19 protein-coding genes are annotated in these 15,868 nt (G+C 39.8%); 9 read left to right on the forward strand and 10 right to left on the reverse strand.

What is annotated here, in order from left to right; all coding sequences use genetic code 11:
- The first annotated feature begins 171 nt into the window (after nt 1–171).
- The 4 genes from ABJF11_RS03505 to ABJF11_RS03520 all read left to right on the forward strand — a co-directional run bounded on the left by ABJF11_RS03505 (nt 172) and on the right by ABJF11_RS03520 (nt 2,683).
- Nucleotides 172–546 (forward strand): hypothetical protein, encoded by a 375-nt coding sequence (locus tag ABJF11_RS03505; RefSeq protein WP_348118085.1) that lies wholly within the window; start codon nt 172–174, stop codon nt 544–546.
- 92 nt (nt 547–638) lie between these two features.
- Complete coding sequence (locus ABJF11_RS03510) at nt 639–1,337, forward strand: SDR family oxidoreductase (RefSeq protein WP_348118087.1); 699 nt, start codon at nt 639–641, stop codon at nt 1,335–1,337.
- A gap of 13 nt (nt 1,338–1,350) precedes the next feature.
- Nucleotides 1,351–1,515: a Lacal_2735 family protein gene (locus ABJF11_RS03515; protein WP_348118088.1), complete on the forward strand. Its 165-nt coding sequence runs from the start codon at nt 1,351–1,353 to the stop codon at nt 1,513–1,515.
- A gap of 25 nt (nt 1,516–1,540) precedes the next feature.
- Entirely contained in the window at nt 1,541–2,683 is a 1,143-nt protein-coding gene (locus tag ABJF11_RS03520) for a deoxyribodipyrimidine photo-lyase (protein ID WP_348118089.1), read from the forward strand.
- A 145-nt stretch (nt 2,684–2,828) separates the two neighbouring features.
- Here the strand turns inward: ABJF11_RS03520 and ABJF11_RS03525 are convergent, their stop codons facing one another.
- From ABJF11_RS03525 to ABJF11_RS03540, 4 genes are all read right to left on the reverse strand, one after another.
- On the reverse strand, nt 2,829–3,008 hold the full coding sequence (locus ABJF11_RS03525; protein ID WP_348118090.1) for a hypothetical protein: 180 nt from the start codon (nt 3,006–3,008) through the stop codon (nt 2,829–2,831).
- A gap of 76 nt (nt 3,009–3,084) precedes the next feature.
- The gene (locus ABJF11_RS03530) at nt 3,085–3,543 is read right to left on the reverse strand and encodes a hypothetical protein (protein ID WP_348118091.1); all 459 of its coding nucleotides are present in this window, start codon (nt 3,541–3,543) and stop codon (nt 3,085–3,087) included.
- Between the two features lie 33 nt (nt 3,544–3,576).
- Nucleotides 3,577–4,071: an SRPBCC domain-containing protein gene (locus tag ABJF11_RS03535; protein ID WP_348118092.1), complete on the reverse strand. Its 495-nt coding sequence runs from the start codon at nt 4,069–4,071 to the stop codon at nt 3,577–3,579.
- An 8-nt stretch (nt 4,072–4,079) separates the two neighbouring features.
- On the reverse strand, nt 4,080–4,412 hold the full coding sequence (locus ABJF11_RS03540) for a metalloregulator ArsR/SmtB family transcription factor (RefSeq protein ID WP_348118093.1): 333 nt from the start codon (nt 4,410–4,412) through the stop codon (nt 4,080–4,082).
- A gap of 298 nt (nt 4,413–4,710) precedes the next feature.
- Between ABJF11_RS03540 and ABJF11_RS03545 the strand changes: the two genes are divergently transcribed.
- Together ABJF11_RS03545 and ABJF11_RS03550 are read left to right on the forward strand one after the other, a co-directional pair.
- Complete coding sequence (locus tag ABJF11_RS03545; protein ID WP_348118094.1) at nt 4,711–5,190, forward strand: SRPBCC family protein; 480 nt, start codon at nt 4,711–4,713, stop codon at nt 5,188–5,190.
- Between the two features lie 109 nt (nt 5,191–5,299).
- Nucleotides 5,300–5,758: a hypothetical protein gene (locus ABJF11_RS03550; protein WP_348118095.1), complete on the forward strand. Its 459-nt coding sequence runs from the start codon at nt 5,300–5,302 to the stop codon at nt 5,756–5,758.
- A gap of 318 nt (nt 5,759–6,076) precedes the next feature.
- Here ABJF11_RS03550 and ABJF11_RS03555 read toward each other — a convergent pair whose 3' ends face one another.
- Nucleotides 6,077–6,637: a class I SAM-dependent methyltransferase gene (locus ABJF11_RS03555; RefSeq protein WP_348118096.1), complete on the reverse strand. Its 561-nt coding sequence runs from the start codon at nt 6,635–6,637 to the stop codon at nt 6,077–6,079.
- A gap of 99 nt (nt 6,638–6,736) precedes the next feature.
- Between ABJF11_RS03555 and ABJF11_RS03560 the strand changes: the two genes are divergently transcribed.
- Entirely contained in the window at nt 6,737–7,090 is a 354-nt protein-coding gene (locus tag ABJF11_RS03560) for a DUF2200 domain-containing protein (RefSeq protein WP_348118097.1), read from the forward strand.
- A gap of 21 nt (nt 7,091–7,111) precedes the next feature.
- Here the strand turns inward: ABJF11_RS03560 and ABJF11_RS03565 are convergent, their stop codons facing one another.
- The gene (locus ABJF11_RS03565) at nt 7,112–7,852 is read right to left on the reverse strand and encodes a response regulator (protein ID WP_348118099.1); all 741 of its coding nucleotides are present in this window, start codon (nt 7,850–7,852) and stop codon (nt 7,112–7,114) included.
- Nucleotides 7,853–8,340: 488 nt separating this feature from the next.
- Between ABJF11_RS03565 and ABJF11_RS03570 the strand changes: the two genes are divergently transcribed.
- Complete coding sequence (locus ABJF11_RS03570) at nt 8,341–11,823, forward strand: tetratricopeptide repeat protein (RefSeq protein WP_348118101.1); 3,483 nt, start codon at nt 8,341–8,343, stop codon at nt 11,821–11,823.
- 125 nt (nt 11,824–11,948) lie between these two features.
- On the opposite strand, the gene ABJF11_RS03575 is transcribed toward ABJF11_RS03570, so the two are convergent.
- Nucleotides 11,949–12,764 (reverse strand): SDR family oxidoreductase, encoded by an 816-nt coding sequence (locus ABJF11_RS03575; protein WP_348118103.1) that lies wholly within the window; start codon nt 12,762–12,764, stop codon nt 11,949–11,951.
- Nucleotides 12,765–13,018: 254 nt separating this feature from the next.
- Here ABJF11_RS03575 and ABJF11_RS03580 point away from each other — a divergent pair, with 254 nt between their 5' ends.
- On the forward strand, nt 13,019–13,429 hold the full coding sequence (locus tag ABJF11_RS03580; RefSeq protein WP_348118104.1) for a hypothetical protein: 411 nt from the start codon (nt 13,019–13,021) through the stop codon (nt 13,427–13,429).
- Between the two features lie 327 nt (nt 13,430–13,756).
- Here ABJF11_RS03580 and ABJF11_RS03585 read toward each other — a convergent pair whose 3' ends face one another.
- From ABJF11_RS03585 to ABJF11_RS03595, 3 genes are all read right to left on the reverse strand, one after another.
- Nucleotides 13,757–14,209, reverse strand: coding sequence for an ankyrin repeat domain-containing protein (locus ABJF11_RS03585; RefSeq protein ID WP_348118106.1), 453 nt, complete (start codon nt 14,207–14,209; stop codon nt 13,757–13,759).
- 172 nt (nt 14,210–14,381) lie between these two features.
- The gene (locus tag ABJF11_RS03590) at nt 14,382–15,140 is read right to left on the reverse strand and encodes a hypothetical protein (RefSeq protein WP_348118107.1); all 759 of its coding nucleotides are present in this window, start codon (nt 15,138–15,140) and stop codon (nt 14,382–14,384) included.
- Complete coding sequence (locus ABJF11_RS03595) at nt 15,133–15,603, reverse strand: DUF4262 domain-containing protein (protein WP_348118108.1); 471 nt, start codon at nt 15,601–15,603, stop codon at nt 15,133–15,135. The genes ABJF11_RS03590 and ABJF11_RS03595 overlap by 8 nt, the downstream gene beginning before the upstream one ends.
- Between the last annotated feature and the right edge of the window lie 265 nt (nt 15,604–15,868).

Below are 15,868 nucleotides of genomic sequence, written 5' to 3' on the forward strand. Positions count from 1 at the left end.
AGACTGTGAATTGTACCAATGAGTCCTCTTCTCGTCCAATTATTGATCCGCATAGTTGCTGTTTTGTAACTGTATTTTTACGATAACTAAGCCTAGATCCACTTCATCACTGTCTTTTCATTTATTCTAATTTTATTCCGCAGCGTTTGAGGATATATCAAAACCTAATCTATGTTATATTCTTCAACAAATCTTGATATCAAACTCAATTTGGAGTTGGGGGAGCATGTCATTGAATTCGTGTTCAAAGAACATTTCACCCGTGAAGCCAGTCAAAAAGGCGCCGAAATCTGGAAATCAATTTTTGATAGGAACCCGACCATCCAATATATTTTGGTGTGGAATTGCGAAGCGATGAGCGGTTTTGATCCCGGGGCAAGAAAAGAGTGGTACCAATGCATCAAACTATACAAAAATCGGATTGATCTGATTCATGTTGTGGCTCGCCATCTCATTATCAGAGGTGCAGCCAAGGTCATGCTGGAAGTATTTGGGATCAAATCTAATATGGTCAGAAGCTACGATGAGTTATTAGAATTAGCATAGAGTCATGCATCTAAATAATATTGTCTAAGAAAATTAATAAAAAGTTAAACAAAATTATATAATTCCACGTTTATCCTCAAAATTTAGGATAGATGAAAAACTTTTTGATTGTCGGAGGTTCGTCAGGTATAGGGTTCGCCTTATGCAAAATGCTACTGGATGAAGGCCATCAGGTCTATTGTACCTATCTGACCAAAATACCAGAGATAAATCACCAGCATTTGATAAGTTTCCAATTGGACGTAAGGGCCAGTGATCAAAACCTGGAACTTCTTCCAGATCAGTTGGATGGGATAGTTTATTGCCCCGGCGCAATCAATCTAAAACCATTCAACAGATTAAAACCGGAGGAATTTGCGCAAGATTATGATTTACAAGTCATCGGCGCAGTACGACTTATTCAGCATAACCTGGATCGCCTGAAGCAGTCAGGTCTATCTAGCGTCGTACTTTTTTCCAGTGTAGCAGCATCTTTGGGATTCAATTTTCACAGCGTAGTCTCAGCATCCAAGGCTGCCGTCGAAGGCCTGGCTCGTTCGTTGGCAGCTGAGCTGGCACCTACTATCAGGGTCAACGTCATAGCACCGTCTATTACTAATACACCGCTGGCCAGCAAATATTTGAATACCGAAGAAAAAATTCAAAACAATGAAAATCGACATCCGATGAAAAGAATCGGACAAGCCGAGGATTTGGCCAATACTGCCAAATTTCTACTCTCAAAGGAATCTTCCTGGATGACTGGTCAGGTTCTCTCAGTCGACGGAGGAATATCATCCATTGTTAACTAAAAACCCATTTGATATGTTAGGATTATTTAAAAGTAAAAAGCAAAAATTAGAAGACAGATACAGACAATTGCTGAACGAATCACACCGGTGGTCTATCCTGGATAGAGAAAAAAGCGCCATTAAACAGGCTGAAGCTCAACGGGTAAAACTCAGTATCCTACGCATAGATCAAGAGTAGAGGATAGTCTAAACTATACTGTCATATGAAAAGAGCACTGGTTATTTTCACCAATGATCTTCGCCTCAATGATCAATCGGTTATCGACCATTTGAGAGCGAATCAGATCGATTATGTTCCTGTATATCTTGACTATTTCGAGATGATTCCTTCGCAGGAGTTTTTCCCAATCAATGTGACTAAGCGAAAATTTATACTCAACGCGATAGAGCATCTCAAAAAAGCGCTTTATCTCGCAGATCGAGAGCTGATTGTGATTGATAATAACTACATGGAGGCATTAACCGGTTTGATTGAAAGATATGGGGTCAATCAAATTTTTCTGTCTAGGAATAGCAATATCCTCCTAAAAGAATGTCTGGATTCACTTGAGCTGAAATTGCTGAAGAACAATATTTTTATTCATTATTTTGATTCCAACTATCTGATAGATCTAGAGGATTTGTCTTTTCCAATGGCACGAATGCCGTCTGATTTCAGGACATTTCGGACCAAAATAAAGGGGGTTAAACTCAATGCTGTTAATGATCAGGTGGTCGTGCCAGATCCGGTGCTTAGTATTCTTGAAGAAATTCAGCAGGAAGAAATTCCTGTATTGTTGCCCTATAAAACCAGGCTCAATAATCATTTTTCTAAGTTCCTGCCATATCTCAGCTGTGGGATGATTTCTCCAGCGGAGCTACTGGAAGTTATCAAACAGCGGATGGGTGTAAGCCTGCCATTCGACAAGAAAGCACTCAAGGTGCTGACTAATCAGCTGATAAAACTCGATTTTGTCAGAGCCAGCATGCGCAATCAATCTCAAACCCCGTTTTTTGAAGAGTCGCTGACCAGCGACGAGATACAGCGAGTGGACCAATGGATCGAAGGGAAGACGGATAGCGATTTGATCAATGCGATTATGCACAAACTACGGGATACCTCCATGATTTCATTGACCTCCAAGCGGTTGGCTATACTGTACTATTTAAAGGTGCTAAACTTGCCCAAATTTTTTGGATATCATTACTTCGAAAATCAATTGTTGGAGTATGACAGCAGCCTAAATCTCTTTCTGTGGTTGGAGTATGATAAGATGGAGTATACACATCATGACTTCAGGCATCATATCATCGATCAGCAACAATACCTGGATCCCAAGCACTCGTTTGTGGCATTTTGGAATTGAGTTCAACTCAGGGAAACCCTATATTCAGAATGGTGAGCACTCTTCTATTTTGCTTTGTCTTTGCTATTTAGTTCAGAGTTGGCGGCATAGACAAACAGGCTAAAAACTACCACTCCTACAATAAAAATAAATTCCTGGGTGATGGTCATGAGTCTTCTTTTAGGTCCTTGCTGATCAGCTTCAGATAGGCAGCGCAACTGATGATAGTTGGTACCCAAATACCAACAAATAGTCCTGCTTGCTGTTGCCCGTTAAACCATAGCGAAACGGATAGCAGAAAAGAAATAAAGGCTGCTATAAGAAAGATTTTATCAGAATTTTTCATGCTTCAAAATACATTTTTTTTTATTCAGATGAGAACAAAAAAGATAATTCTAAATTCAATTCATCCATAATTCTGGTCAATACGACCTGTTTGGACCCTCTGAAGCACCGAGATAGTCAGACTTCATTTTCAATAATTTGAATACAAAGGCCCTGTCTGGTCGCAATTGGTGAGCCACTTTCATTTTGATTCGCCATGAACCGGCATGAAAAGAAAGTCCTTCAGAAGTATTGAACACACTAAGCTGGTCATACGGAAGTGCCAGCACATAACTGTCAAGTTTCACTCTGAACCACAACATCACACCACCGGGCCGCAGTTCTATGTTGGTATAGGGTGGGGTGTTTTGCTGATTAATTAGAGATTCGAGCTCCGCACTTGCGTCAATTATGAGCATGCGTTGTGACCCTATACCGCGCAACTTAATTCGTTTTAGCAAACCAAATGGTTTTCCTACGAGATTGTTGATTTCCTCTTTGGTAGCTTTTGAGTAGTACGAAGTTTCAAACAACATGGCTGTTCTCTTTGAAGGCATTGATTTGCAACTGATCAGATTCTTGCCCAAATATCATTGAATAATGTCATTTATCAATTGATCGAGGTTTTTATGTACGGCTACAGTACCCTCTTTTACACCCATGGCTACGAGCTGCTCCATAGCCTCTTTGGAGGCGAAGGTATTCATTGCGCTCACCAAGGTGCCGTCGTCGACTTTACTGAATTCTACTCTCCATTGTGAGCTGGGAATTTCAGCATTGATTTGGCCGTTTTCGTCACAGAAGGCGTCTTTTGCCTCAAAAGAATTTTGCGGCAAAATTTTAGAATATTCTGTGATTCCCCAATGTGCTTCGCCATTTGGTCCCTGCATACAGTACAGCCTACTTCCTCCTTCTTTAAAAATCATTGATTTTGTAATGGATTTCCATGGTTCAGGTGCCCACCATCGATCGAGAAGCTCTGCCTCAGTCCATGCTCGCCAAACTAATGGTAAAGGACCGTCAAATTTTCGCGTAATAAGAAGTTTGTTGCCTTCAGGGTATTCGGTAAAAATGGTCTCATTCATATGATATACTATTTAGGTTTTGATTGTAATTCGTCCAAAAGACTATCAAGCTGATTGTATCGCATCTCCCATGCCTGCTTAAAAGGTTCAAGCCAGTCAGAGACCTCCTTCATTTTTTTTGTCTGTAGGTAGCAGAATCTTTCTCGCCCTTGCTGATCGATCCTCAACAATCCACAGTCGGTCAGAATTTTAATCTGCTGCGAAATGGCTGGCCTGCTCAGTTTAAAATGGCTTGCAATAGTTTTGAGATTGAGTTCTTTTTTGACAAGCAAGTTTAAAATATCCCTACGGGTAGGGTCGGCTATGGCTTGGAATACATCTCTTCGTGCCGGTGGTGACATATATAATTATATAAGTAAATACTTATGTAATATATATGTAAGCAATTGCTTACACAAATTTTTCTGATGTAAACATTATCTTGCGTTCTTGATCAGGAGGTTAGCGTCGAATGCGAGAGTTTGGAAATATTAAAAGAAGAAGATGGTACATGGTAGTGATAGACTGCGTTGCTCCATTCTTATATTTTATACTTTTAGGTTGGCTTTATTACTTGTTAGTTTTGGGCAGACATGACGAGCGGATGCAGGATAGAAAGAGAAAGACAATATTTGATAGAAGATAATAAACATCGATGCGATGCCCACTGTTGAACTTATCAACCATATCAATGCACCGGTACATCGCTGCTTCGATTTGTCACGGAGCATAGATTTGCATACCTTATCAACAGCTCAGACCGGAGAAAGGGCCATTGCTGGTGTGACCTCCGGACTAATAGGGATGGGTCAGACTGTCACTTGGAGAGCAAGGCATCTTGGAGTCTGGCAGACGCTGACTACGTCTATTACGGAATATGATCAACCAAGGAGATTTGTAGACGTGATGACAAGCGGTGTTTTCAAGAGTTTCAGGCACGAACATATTTTTGAAGAATCAGGTAACGGAACTCAAATAATCGACCGATTCGAATATGAGTCTCCATTGGGTATTATCGGTCGGGCTGCAGATTGGATATTTCTGAAATCCTATATGACCAAATTTCTAATCGAGCGCAATCAGCATCTAAAACTCTACGCAGAAACCGATCTCTGGAAGCAAGTGCTTAACGTGGATTAACTTTATGTAAAAGGTACTTCTATCCCATCATTCAAATTTTGAAAAGAGCAGATCATCAGATGATGGTTTGCTTACACGACACAGAATTTGTACCTTGACAAGGACAACTATGAAAATCTGGACTTCCATATCTGACCTTAAGAATCATCTAAGCGGTTCATTAGACATCGATCAGCAGTTATCTGATCTACAAAACTCAGCGGAACAATCTAGCAGAAAATTCAAGTTGACTAGCTACGGAGTTTTAGTAGCACTTTTGGTTCTTTTGTTTGCCTTTGGTTTTTATTCCTGGCCTCTAAATGATACGGGAAGTAAGGCCAAAATTGAAATTGTCACTGGGCTTATTGCCTTTCTACTTGCTTTTTGGAATTTTATGAACTCAAGCAACTGGGTAAAGGTGAATATTGATAGCTTGGAAAAAATGCTAGAAAAGAAAATCGTTGGCGATTCCAGAAGTCGGCTTATTCAGAGAATAAAAAAGGGAGCACCAGATATTTCAAAATGGGTTCCTCTTATTATGGGCATTGGATTATTACTTATTACAATTGGTAAGAACATAAATCAATAAAAATATGGCTGCTTTACATGATTGTCCTCATATGACCGCCAAGTGCCCTCATTATTTAAAACATGATTGTGACGATCCTGCAAGTATTGATTGCATTCATGTATCATCAGCAGTATCTAGCGCTAAAATGATGATATCGACATTTACGTCAGTAGAGATGAATCAGATATCATCATCAACTCAAAAAATGTTAGACAAGGCACGATCTTTAGTCAGGGACTTTGAAAGTCGTGATTAGATGGTTTGGAAAACCTAACGCAGATTGAAAAACGATGTCCCAGATCAGATTCTTAATGAAATTAACTGGAAATCAAGAAATCAATCCACGGTCAGATAATAGGTAGCCTGCGTGCAGAAAAACGCAATCTTATGATATTTTGTATCTTCCAAAGTGAGATTTTCTTCCTTGAAGAGCCTCTTCCATCCATGGTCGTTTAAGTTGTTGTGCGGGTGGTCCATAAATTCCAGATTGACCAACGAGTCAAAAAAGTAGATAAGATATTTATTGAACCTGCTGTGATAAACGTCTTCTATGATGATAATCTTTTTTGACACTCTTTTGGCCTCCCTTATGGTGGCTCTGACGTCTCTGATATGATGTAGGACCGTCAGCAACAGTGCCACATCATAGGAGTCCTTTTCAAAAGGCAAATCTCTTCCGTTGTAGATAATCGGTTTGATTTGTTGATAGGCAGATAGATTTTGCACATCTATAGGTGTCACCTCAAACCCTTTATTAAGCAGAGCAGAAACTAAAAAACAGGGACCACAACCAATATCAAGTATTCTATCCCGTCTTGATAAGTACTGATTTATCCAAGACAGCTTTCTAGAAGTGTCCTTTTCCCAAAGTCTCATCACTAGTTTTTTGAGATTCATGTTTGGAGCGAGAATAGTTAGATTAGACTAGCAAGGATTGGCTTGATCAATCATTATTTTATACATTTATAGCTAATCCCTACCTAAGTTAATTCGATTATGACCAAACATAGAATCTATACTACATCATTTGCAAGTGTCTACCCTCATTATATAACCAAGGCAGAGAAAAAAGGACGTACGCAGGCAGAAGTGGATGAAATTATTCGCTGGCTGACTGGATTTAGCCAAGCGGAGTTTGACAGGCATTTAGAAAAACGAACTGACTTTGAGACTTTTTTTGATGAAGCGCCAAAGCTCAATCCATCTCGGACTTTGATCAAAGGAGTGATTTGTGGTATACGGGTAGAGGATATTCAAGAACCTCTCATGCAGGAAATTCGCTATCTGGATAAGCTGATAGATGAATTGGCAAGGGGAAAGTCGATGGAAAAGATTTTACGCACAGGATAAATTCTTCGAAACTCCCGATGATTAATTATAGATGCTTAAAAAATCCCTTAAATCATCTTCTGGTTCCATGTGCAGTTTTTCCTTTATTTCAGAAATACTGGATTCTACAGATTCTAATATCAGATCTATGTTGGCCGCAATATTTTTTAATGGAAATCCGATTTTTGCGTAGGCACAAATCCTAAGCTGGCTAGGGGTTAAACTTTTAAAATCTTGATTTAGTTTTTCAAAGAAGCTGGGATGTTTTTTTTCAAACTTGACAATAAAATCTGCCCAGGATTCACTGGGTTCAAATTGCACTTCTGAAGCACTCGATCTAAACAAGTCAGGCAATACCTCTTGATTAGAGTCAAGCTTGATCTCAGGTTTTTTAGCCTTTCTCTGAGCATTTGAGTTGAATGCCAGGGCTTTTTCCACAGCCTCATCAATTTGATCAGGCCCTTTGAGTGGTTTGGTCAAAAAACAAGAAGCGCCGGCGTCGATCAGGTCACTTTCGGTTTCCCAATGTGAGGACACGATGATGATGATAGGCTTGTGATCCAATGCTTCTATGGTAGCGAAAGCGTCAATTTCTTTCATTTGGACATCCAGGAACAGGATATCTGGTTTTAGATCATCTATCGCAATTATCCCTTCGATTGGACTTAGATAGCACTCTATTAAATCGACATATTTAGTGTGCTGAGCATAGGCAGTCATTACTTTTAGTAAGATTTTGTCATCGTCGATATAGACTGCCCGGTATTTTTTCTCGATCTCCATTTCGCCGCAAAATACAAATTCGATTTTTTTTCATGTCAATTTTTCGATGAGTGCCTATAATTAGGCGATTATTTTATAGTTAAATCACTGTGTAAATCTTGATTTAGACAGAATTACATTTGATTTCTAATAAGCCGATTTTAGCAAATCCACTATGTTCTGTTGATTCTAAACTAGCTGATCTATAAATGGTTTTAGTCCTAAAAAAATATCTGACGACTTACTTGTTGTCCTTTCTGCTGTGTATATTTACTTACCATCGTTTGAGTGGGAGACCTCAAACACTATAAACTTTAATGAAAAATCTATTTTCCATTAAAGAGCCTTTCCTAGTTAAAACATCTTGTCTAACATATTCATTGGGTCATTAATCTATTTAAATGCCAATGTAATTTATTTTTCATAAGCTAGTCATTGAGAATAGTTCGATGCCAGTTTATTACTTTAATACACGCCATATAATGAGAATGACTCAGATGATTAGTCTAATGTTTTGTTCAATCCTTAGTTGGCTAGCGCCACTATACGGTCAGGCAGTGACAGATCAAAATCTTTCCGAAAGTGAATCTTTTTGTGAGGTAAGAATCGATAGCTTGAAAACGCGATATGAGAGATCAGTAGAAAAAGATCAATTAAAGGCTTTGGAAGATTTGATTGAAGCATTGTATGTCTACGACCCTCAAGAAGCTGTTTTTTATGGGAAAAATGTGCAGAGCAAAATTTCAGAAAAAGCCCACCCTGAGTCAGCCGCTCAAATAATGTTTTACACCGGACGTGCTTATGGGTTTATGGGCCATTATGACTCATTGTATTTGCAGGCCAGTTTGTTGTATGAATTTGCTGGGCACAAAAAATCAACCTTGGCAACGGCACATGGAAATTGGCTAGAAGGTGAATATTACATCTATAAGCGCCAGTACCAAGCGGCTATGCTTGCGACTAAAAAAGCACTTGACTTGTATCGGATAACTGAAGAAAAAGCACAAGTTGGCCTTTCATTGAGCAACATAGGATGGTTGCAGACTATACTTAATGGCAATAACAAAGAATTGGCTATCCATTCCAAAATACTATCTGAATGCGAAATTAGCAATAGCCCATTGTGTGTATCAACTTCTCTAAGAAGAATTGGAATGTATTATCTACGCCAACATGATTATGAACAAGCGCTCGAATACTTAAATCAATCATTGATAATCTCGGAGGGTGTCTGTGATAGATTCGGAATGGCAAAACTCATGAAAGATTTAGGATTGACATATTCAAGGCTAGATGATTATTCCACTGCATTAGATTTTTGCCAAAAAGCCTTAGTTGAATTTGAAAATTTAAATAACCTGCGTGAGGTCGGAATGATGAATCTGCGTATAGGAAACAATTATAAAAATTCCGGAAAATATAAAACTGCACTTTTATATTATAATCGAACTCGTGCTATACGAGAGCAGTTGGCTGATAAAACCGCACTTGCCGCTATTTATCTGAATATTGGAGTCATTCATAGGAAATTGGGTGATAATGACAAAGCACTATCGCTGTATATGCTTGCGTTGGAGATTTACGAAGATCTAGGCAATAAAGAAGACAGAAGAATGATGCTTGCCAAAGCATTGGTTCTAAACAATATAGGTGTAATTCTCAGAATGAGCGGCAACCATGAGGAAGCAGTTGTTTTTTTTTATAGAGCTCTTTCCATTAGAGAAAAATTTGGTGACAAATCTGCACGTGCTTATTCATTAAGCGATATAGGGGTCTCCTATGAACGAAACAAAAATTATAAAGAAGCCCTGCTATATTATAATCAGGCTTACGAATTGCGATTAGAGATAGGTCATAAACGGGGGATTGCTCTCTCATTGGCAAACATTGCCAATGCTTTTACTAATTTAAACGAGTATGAGAAGGCAAAAGCATATTACTTTAAGTCACTATCTATTCGCAAAGAAATTGGAGATTTAGAAGGACTAGTAGAAACATGGCTAAACATAGGTAACCTCAATAGACTACAATCTAATTATCAAGAAGCGCAAGATTATGCTGACAGTGCGCTTGTCATGGCTGATTCCGTGGGAGCCCTGTCCCTGATTCGTCTTATCCAACAAGAACGAACGCTGATTTATGAATCTCAGGGTCATTTTGACAGTGCCTTATATGCACATAGAGCCTATAAGAATGCACATGATTCTCTATTTACCAGCGAAGGCGAGGGCGTAATAGCTGAACTTCAGCAGCAATATCAAACCAAGGAACAAAAACAACAAATCACCATTTTGGAGCGCGATCAACAGATTCAGCAACTCTGGGTTTATGGTTTGATTAGCGTAGTAGGCCTACTGATCGTCGTTGCTGTTTTGATCTACTATTTGCTTTCTAATCGGGCTAAAGTGAAGAGCAAACTCATAGCCCAAGAACGTCAATTGGAGCAAGCTAAAAACGATATTTTCCTCAATATAGCTCACGAGCTCAGAACTCCCCTGACACTGATCCGCGGTCCATTGAGCGAATTGGAAGACAGCATTAGCCTGACCGACCTCCAACAACGATCCTTTCGTCGGATCCGAAAAAACAGTGAGAAGCTCGTCAATATTTCCGAAGAGATTCTGCAAGTCTCTAAAATGGAATTGGAAAAAATGGAAGTTAACCCTGTCGCCTTACCATACCAAAGGGCCATTGACAGAATCTACAGTAGCTTCGAGGCTCTCGCTGAAACCAAGAAGATCCATTATGTACTAGACCAGCAAATAGAACCGGATTTTTACCTATACATAGACAAACAGAAATTCGAAAAGATACTTGAAGTGCTGCTTAGCAATGCTTTGAAATACAGTAGAGAAGGGGACACTGTCACCCTGATCAGTCAGGAAGAGAACGGCCAGCTTAGACTCACGGTCCAGGATACAGGTATTGGTATCGATAAGAAAGACCAGCCCCACATTTTCAAACGTTATTACCAAAGCAAAAAAGTGAGCAAACTCAACTTAGGTGGTGTAGGCATCGGCCTGTCACTGGCTCATGAAATGGCCCTAGTCCTTGAAGGAGACATCCGGGTAAAAAGTGACCTGGGTCAAGAAACTCAATTTATTCTGACGCTGCCCAAGACCATGGCAGCGGGTGTACCGATCTATGAAGAACTTTCAGGCGAAGCCCCCCCAGCCAAGAGGACCAAAAAAACAAAGGTTTTGCTCAAAGATCGCTCTGCTTCAAAAAATAGAACAAAAAGCCACAAACAAAAAGTAAAAACGACGACCGTACTGATCGTAGAGGACGATCCTGATATGCTCGAATACATCGAAGAGATTTTGTCCGAAGCCTATGCGGTCTTGACCGTTCCCAATGGCAAACGAGCCCTGGAACTACTTAAAACTAAATCAGACGAGATCGATCTTGTAGTCTCTGATGTGATGATGCCTGAGATGGATGGGCTAGAATTGCTTAAAAGGATCAAATCTGATGCGCAGTTGTCTATCATCCCTGTCATCCTACTTACTGCCATGTCTCAAGATCAACAACGAGTCAAGGCTTTGAGTATAGGGGTAAGCGACTACCTGAGTAAACCATTTAAAAGCAACGTACTACTCCGTCATTGTCAAAGAGTACTCAGCAGCGTCGAAACTCGCAAAGCTCATCGGCGGTCTACCACAGATCCGGGAAAGGACCAAATTCTGCTCGATCGGATTTCTTTAGAATTGAATAAAGATTTGACAAACCCTACCATAGATATAAAAACTTTGGCAGATCAACTCAACGAAGATCACCAGACGCTCATCACACTAATCAAACAGGCCACTGGACACACCCCCGAATCTTACTTTCAGGAATTCAAGATGCAACACGCCCGACGTCAGATCGAGACGCACAATTATGATACGATAAGGGAGCTATCCGCCCAGCTAGGCTATATCAATGTTGATGAATTCATCCAGGCCTTCGAAGCCCGCTATGGAGAAGTGCCAGACAAATTTGTAGTATAAAGGCAGTTTTACCAGGTTCGCTATGATCTATTCACCCGATAGCGTAAGATTAGGATCAATGAGCTCAGAAGCCCGGTTTACCAGTTAATAACCCTTAAAGAAAATTCCCAATAGCACGAAAATACTCAGTTGATCTTATAATGATCTCTGATTAGCCATTCGAAAAGAGGCTGTGGCATTATGTTTTTGATTTTAGCAGCCAATAGATCCATCGACTTGCCTATTGGGTATCGCAGTCCGGGGTTAGCCTGATTAATAATTCGATGGGCCAATTTTGCAATCCTTGTTACGTCAGCCCCTTTACGCTCACCCTGCATGACCACAGATTTCACCTTTTTGTATCGAGAGTTATAGTCCCCCATGCCCAGAGCTGCCGGTCCGGAATACTCTCGATGGTTTGTGATTTCGGTCTTGAAGTCACCGGGTTCGATCAGACTGACATGAATCCCGAAGGGCCTCACCTCCATCCGCAGTGACTCAGTGTAGCCCTCGAGGGCATGTTTGCTCGCAGCGTAAAAGGCCTGAAACGGAAGGGCGAACAATCCTGCCAGGGAACTCATATTAATGATATATCCCATCTTTTGATTACGCATACATGGCAATGCTGCATTGATAACATGGACGGCTCCCCAAAAATTGGTCTCCAACTGCCTTCTCGCATCTTCTGCCGTAGTCTCCTCCGCTGCTCCTAAGACTGATATTCCGGCATTGTTGATCACTACCTCCAAACGGCCCTCTCGATCTATGATGTGCTGCACGGCGACATTGATGGTCGACGGCTCAACTACATCCATTTTCAGCATTTTCGGGTCGGATTCTGATACCTGCCGGCTAGTGCCATATACCGTATGTCCCTTGGATAGGAGGTAGTCATAGCAGGCTTTCCCAATCCCCGATGAAGCACCGGTTATAAGGATGACACGTTTGTTTTTAGAAGTCATGAGCTAGGAATAATTGTCTCCTTAATGATATATAAAAACACTTGATTTATAGTATTTCAGCATATCAATGAAGTGCTACATACCAATATGAATCTGGATTGGATTTAGAAAGCGATACTATCTGTCAGGAATTGCGGTTTAAGATATCTCCTTGAAAACTTAGAATTAAGTAAATTGGTATTAAATATGGCCCGATTCGCAAATGGGATATTGGCAGTAGAAGGTGTTGAACTCATGTCTACAAAACGAAAATTATGAAAACATTGAAGAAAAACTTCCTCTGGGTATTTTACTTTGGATTTGTAGTGTTGGCTGTCGTGTATCGGGGAGACGAACATCTATTTATCAGCAATGGAGCCTATCCATTAGGTAAGCCCTTCACCTGGCTCATGTATTTTGCCTTCCTCGGTTATTCACTTTATTGCAGCTCAAAAGAAAGCTTCTTCAAAAGCTTGAAGCGAATCTACCCCTATCTCTGGGCAAGGCAGATCGGGACAGATCTTTATATTGGTCTGGTGTTTAGCTCGTTTCTTATTTATTTGAATGAAGGGTCTGTGCTCGTTCTTCTGCTGTGGCTGGTTCCGATCCTTGTGTACGCCAACCTGGCCATTCTCCTCTATATCGCCATGAACTATGATTCTATAGTGGCTCATTTTGTAGGTTAGAATCGCCGAAGGAGACTATTATTACACCAGACAGCGGGTCAGATTTTACACGGATCAATCGGCTAAATTTTCTATTTCAAGTAAGGTTGACTGAGATAGTTTTTACAAGAGAAGGCGGGTCACTATGGAAGCTGGGCTTCGTTTTGCTCCAATTCCTCACGTCGTCTTCACTGCAGATTACGAGAAAAACGACTATTTGAAGTCTAGTATTACGACCGTTTTAAGGAGGTTTAAATAATGATGATACAACGTGCTTTTTTGTCGAGGTCTGATGCAGTTTGTAGAAAGCACGTAAGCACATGCCTTATACAGTCTGTTAGCGACCTGTTATTCTTCCTTGTGTTTCTGTTTGACGAGTCTAATCATTTCCTTGTTTCCGCTTTCTTTGGCAGAAGTTAGCACAGAATTCCCTTGTCCGTCATTGTCGTTAATGTTCGCTCCGTTGGCAAGCAGGAGTTCAAGAAGTTCGGTTTTGCCAGTGTTCGCAGCATAGATAATTGCCGAAGTTTTAAACCCATCCCTCCAGTTCACATCCACATCGTTTTCAAGAAGTAGTTGAGTCATTTCTATGTTTTTGTTGTTAATGGCTGTTATCAAAAGGCTCATCTTCATCCAAGGTCCAGATGCTTTTATGAAGTTAGGGTCTGCACCAGCCTCGATAAGAGTACGGGCTTGTTCAATGTCGTTCTTAACTACGGCTTGATAGAGTTGTTCGTCGTTCGTTTGCGAAAACGTCTGTTGACAAGTTGCTAAAAGAAATATTGTTAAAAGTGTTCTCATAAATTTTTGAAGTGCGGATGGTCGCTAACGCCTTGATAAAAAACGTAGGGATTAAATAACACAATGCTTTCCTTAACCTACGAGTCAAGACCGATTTCTAAATTTAAATTATACTTGGCTGACTTTCTAGAATCCAATGAACTTTCGGATTGCAGTAAAGCCCTATGTTTTTTTATCTTTTGTTATCTCTCGTTTTTTTCTTTTTTGCTTTGCCTCTTTCTTCAAGCTTAATAATTGAGTAAGAAGTTCCGTAGTACATATAAGATGAAAATGGATTCTCTTCATCAAAAGCTTTCGCATATTGATCGAAATCACCCAACTCCTCAAGCTCTTCATTGAATTGTGTGATTATCTCTGCTTCCAAAATTCCCTCTTGTGCCGATGGTGTCCAATAGTATTTGAAGGAAATTGCGTTCTTGTCCTTCGTTTCGTAAATGAAGGTTATGCCATCAAATCCGTTTGCCCAATTGTCAATGAAATTACTACTTGGCAGTTGATATGCCTCACTTGTAATCACATAGTCATAAAGCTTTGCAGAGGTTAGCGGTGGGAGTTGGTATGATCTAACGAAAACTCTCTTTTTCTTTCCAGATTCCATGACAAAATAGGAAACAGTTCCTTCAATGTTATCCTCAGTTCGAGTTATCTCTAACAAGCTGGAAGGTCCCCAACTTCTGAACACAAAATCATCTTGTTTGTCCATAATGCTTGTTAGTTCGAAAGTCGTCATGACATCTTCCATGAACTGAAAGTAGAATGTTGTATCACTATCATCAGTAATGGAATAGTTGTCAAAGTTGCCTTGGGAAAAAGCAAGAGTTGGAGCTAGAAGCAGTATGGCAGTGAGGTTGTGCATATGAGAGATAACGGTTAGTATATGAAGCGTAGCCTGCCGATAGGCGGCTATGATATCATATACAGTGTTATGCATTTTTTTCTTTTATTTTTCCAAATATTTCCATATCATAATCATACCCTACCTCACCTGGGAATAATCCATTTAAGTCAGGATAAATTATTTGAACAGAATCAAAGTCATTTCCATCATAAAGTCTTAAGGAAGCTAATACTTTCTCCTCTAGCAATGAGGATTCAACAGGGATTAAATAAACTAAAAATCGGTCAATTAGATTATCCAGTTTTTCATTGTATGGAATTGATTTATCCTTAAAAATTTCAGTGTAATTCGTGATTAGCGTATTAGTCAAACCATTTGGTAATCCCGAAATAAAAACTTCTGGAATTTCAAAATTTTTGTACAAACCAGTTGAATATCCAAAAGGAGTGAAGTCTTTTTCTTCCATCACATAAGTCACGTGATAACCATATTTTTTTATGTCATCGTCAATTCGCTTTAAGAATAAGCGTTTTTTCTCATCATTAATGTTGTCCATTATTTAAAGTATGTGCGCTTGGTTTAATTATGCATAACGCCTTGATAAAAAACGTAGGGAGTGAATAGCACTTTGCTTTCCATGACCTACGAGCCAAGACCGATTTCTAAATTTAAATTATACTTGGCTGACTTTCTAGAATCCAATGAACTTTCGGATTGCAGTAAAGCCCTATGTTTTTTTATCTTTTGTTGTAGGACGTTTTTCACCTTTTAGTAATACTCCTATTCGATTGAATTGGATCGCGCGTTCCAGTGAGACGTTC

Source organism: Reichenbachiella sp. (assembly GCF_039941815.1).
Taxonomy (GTDB): domain Bacteria; phylum Bacteroidota; class Bacteroidia; order Cytophagales; family Cyclobacteriaceae; genus Reichenbachiella.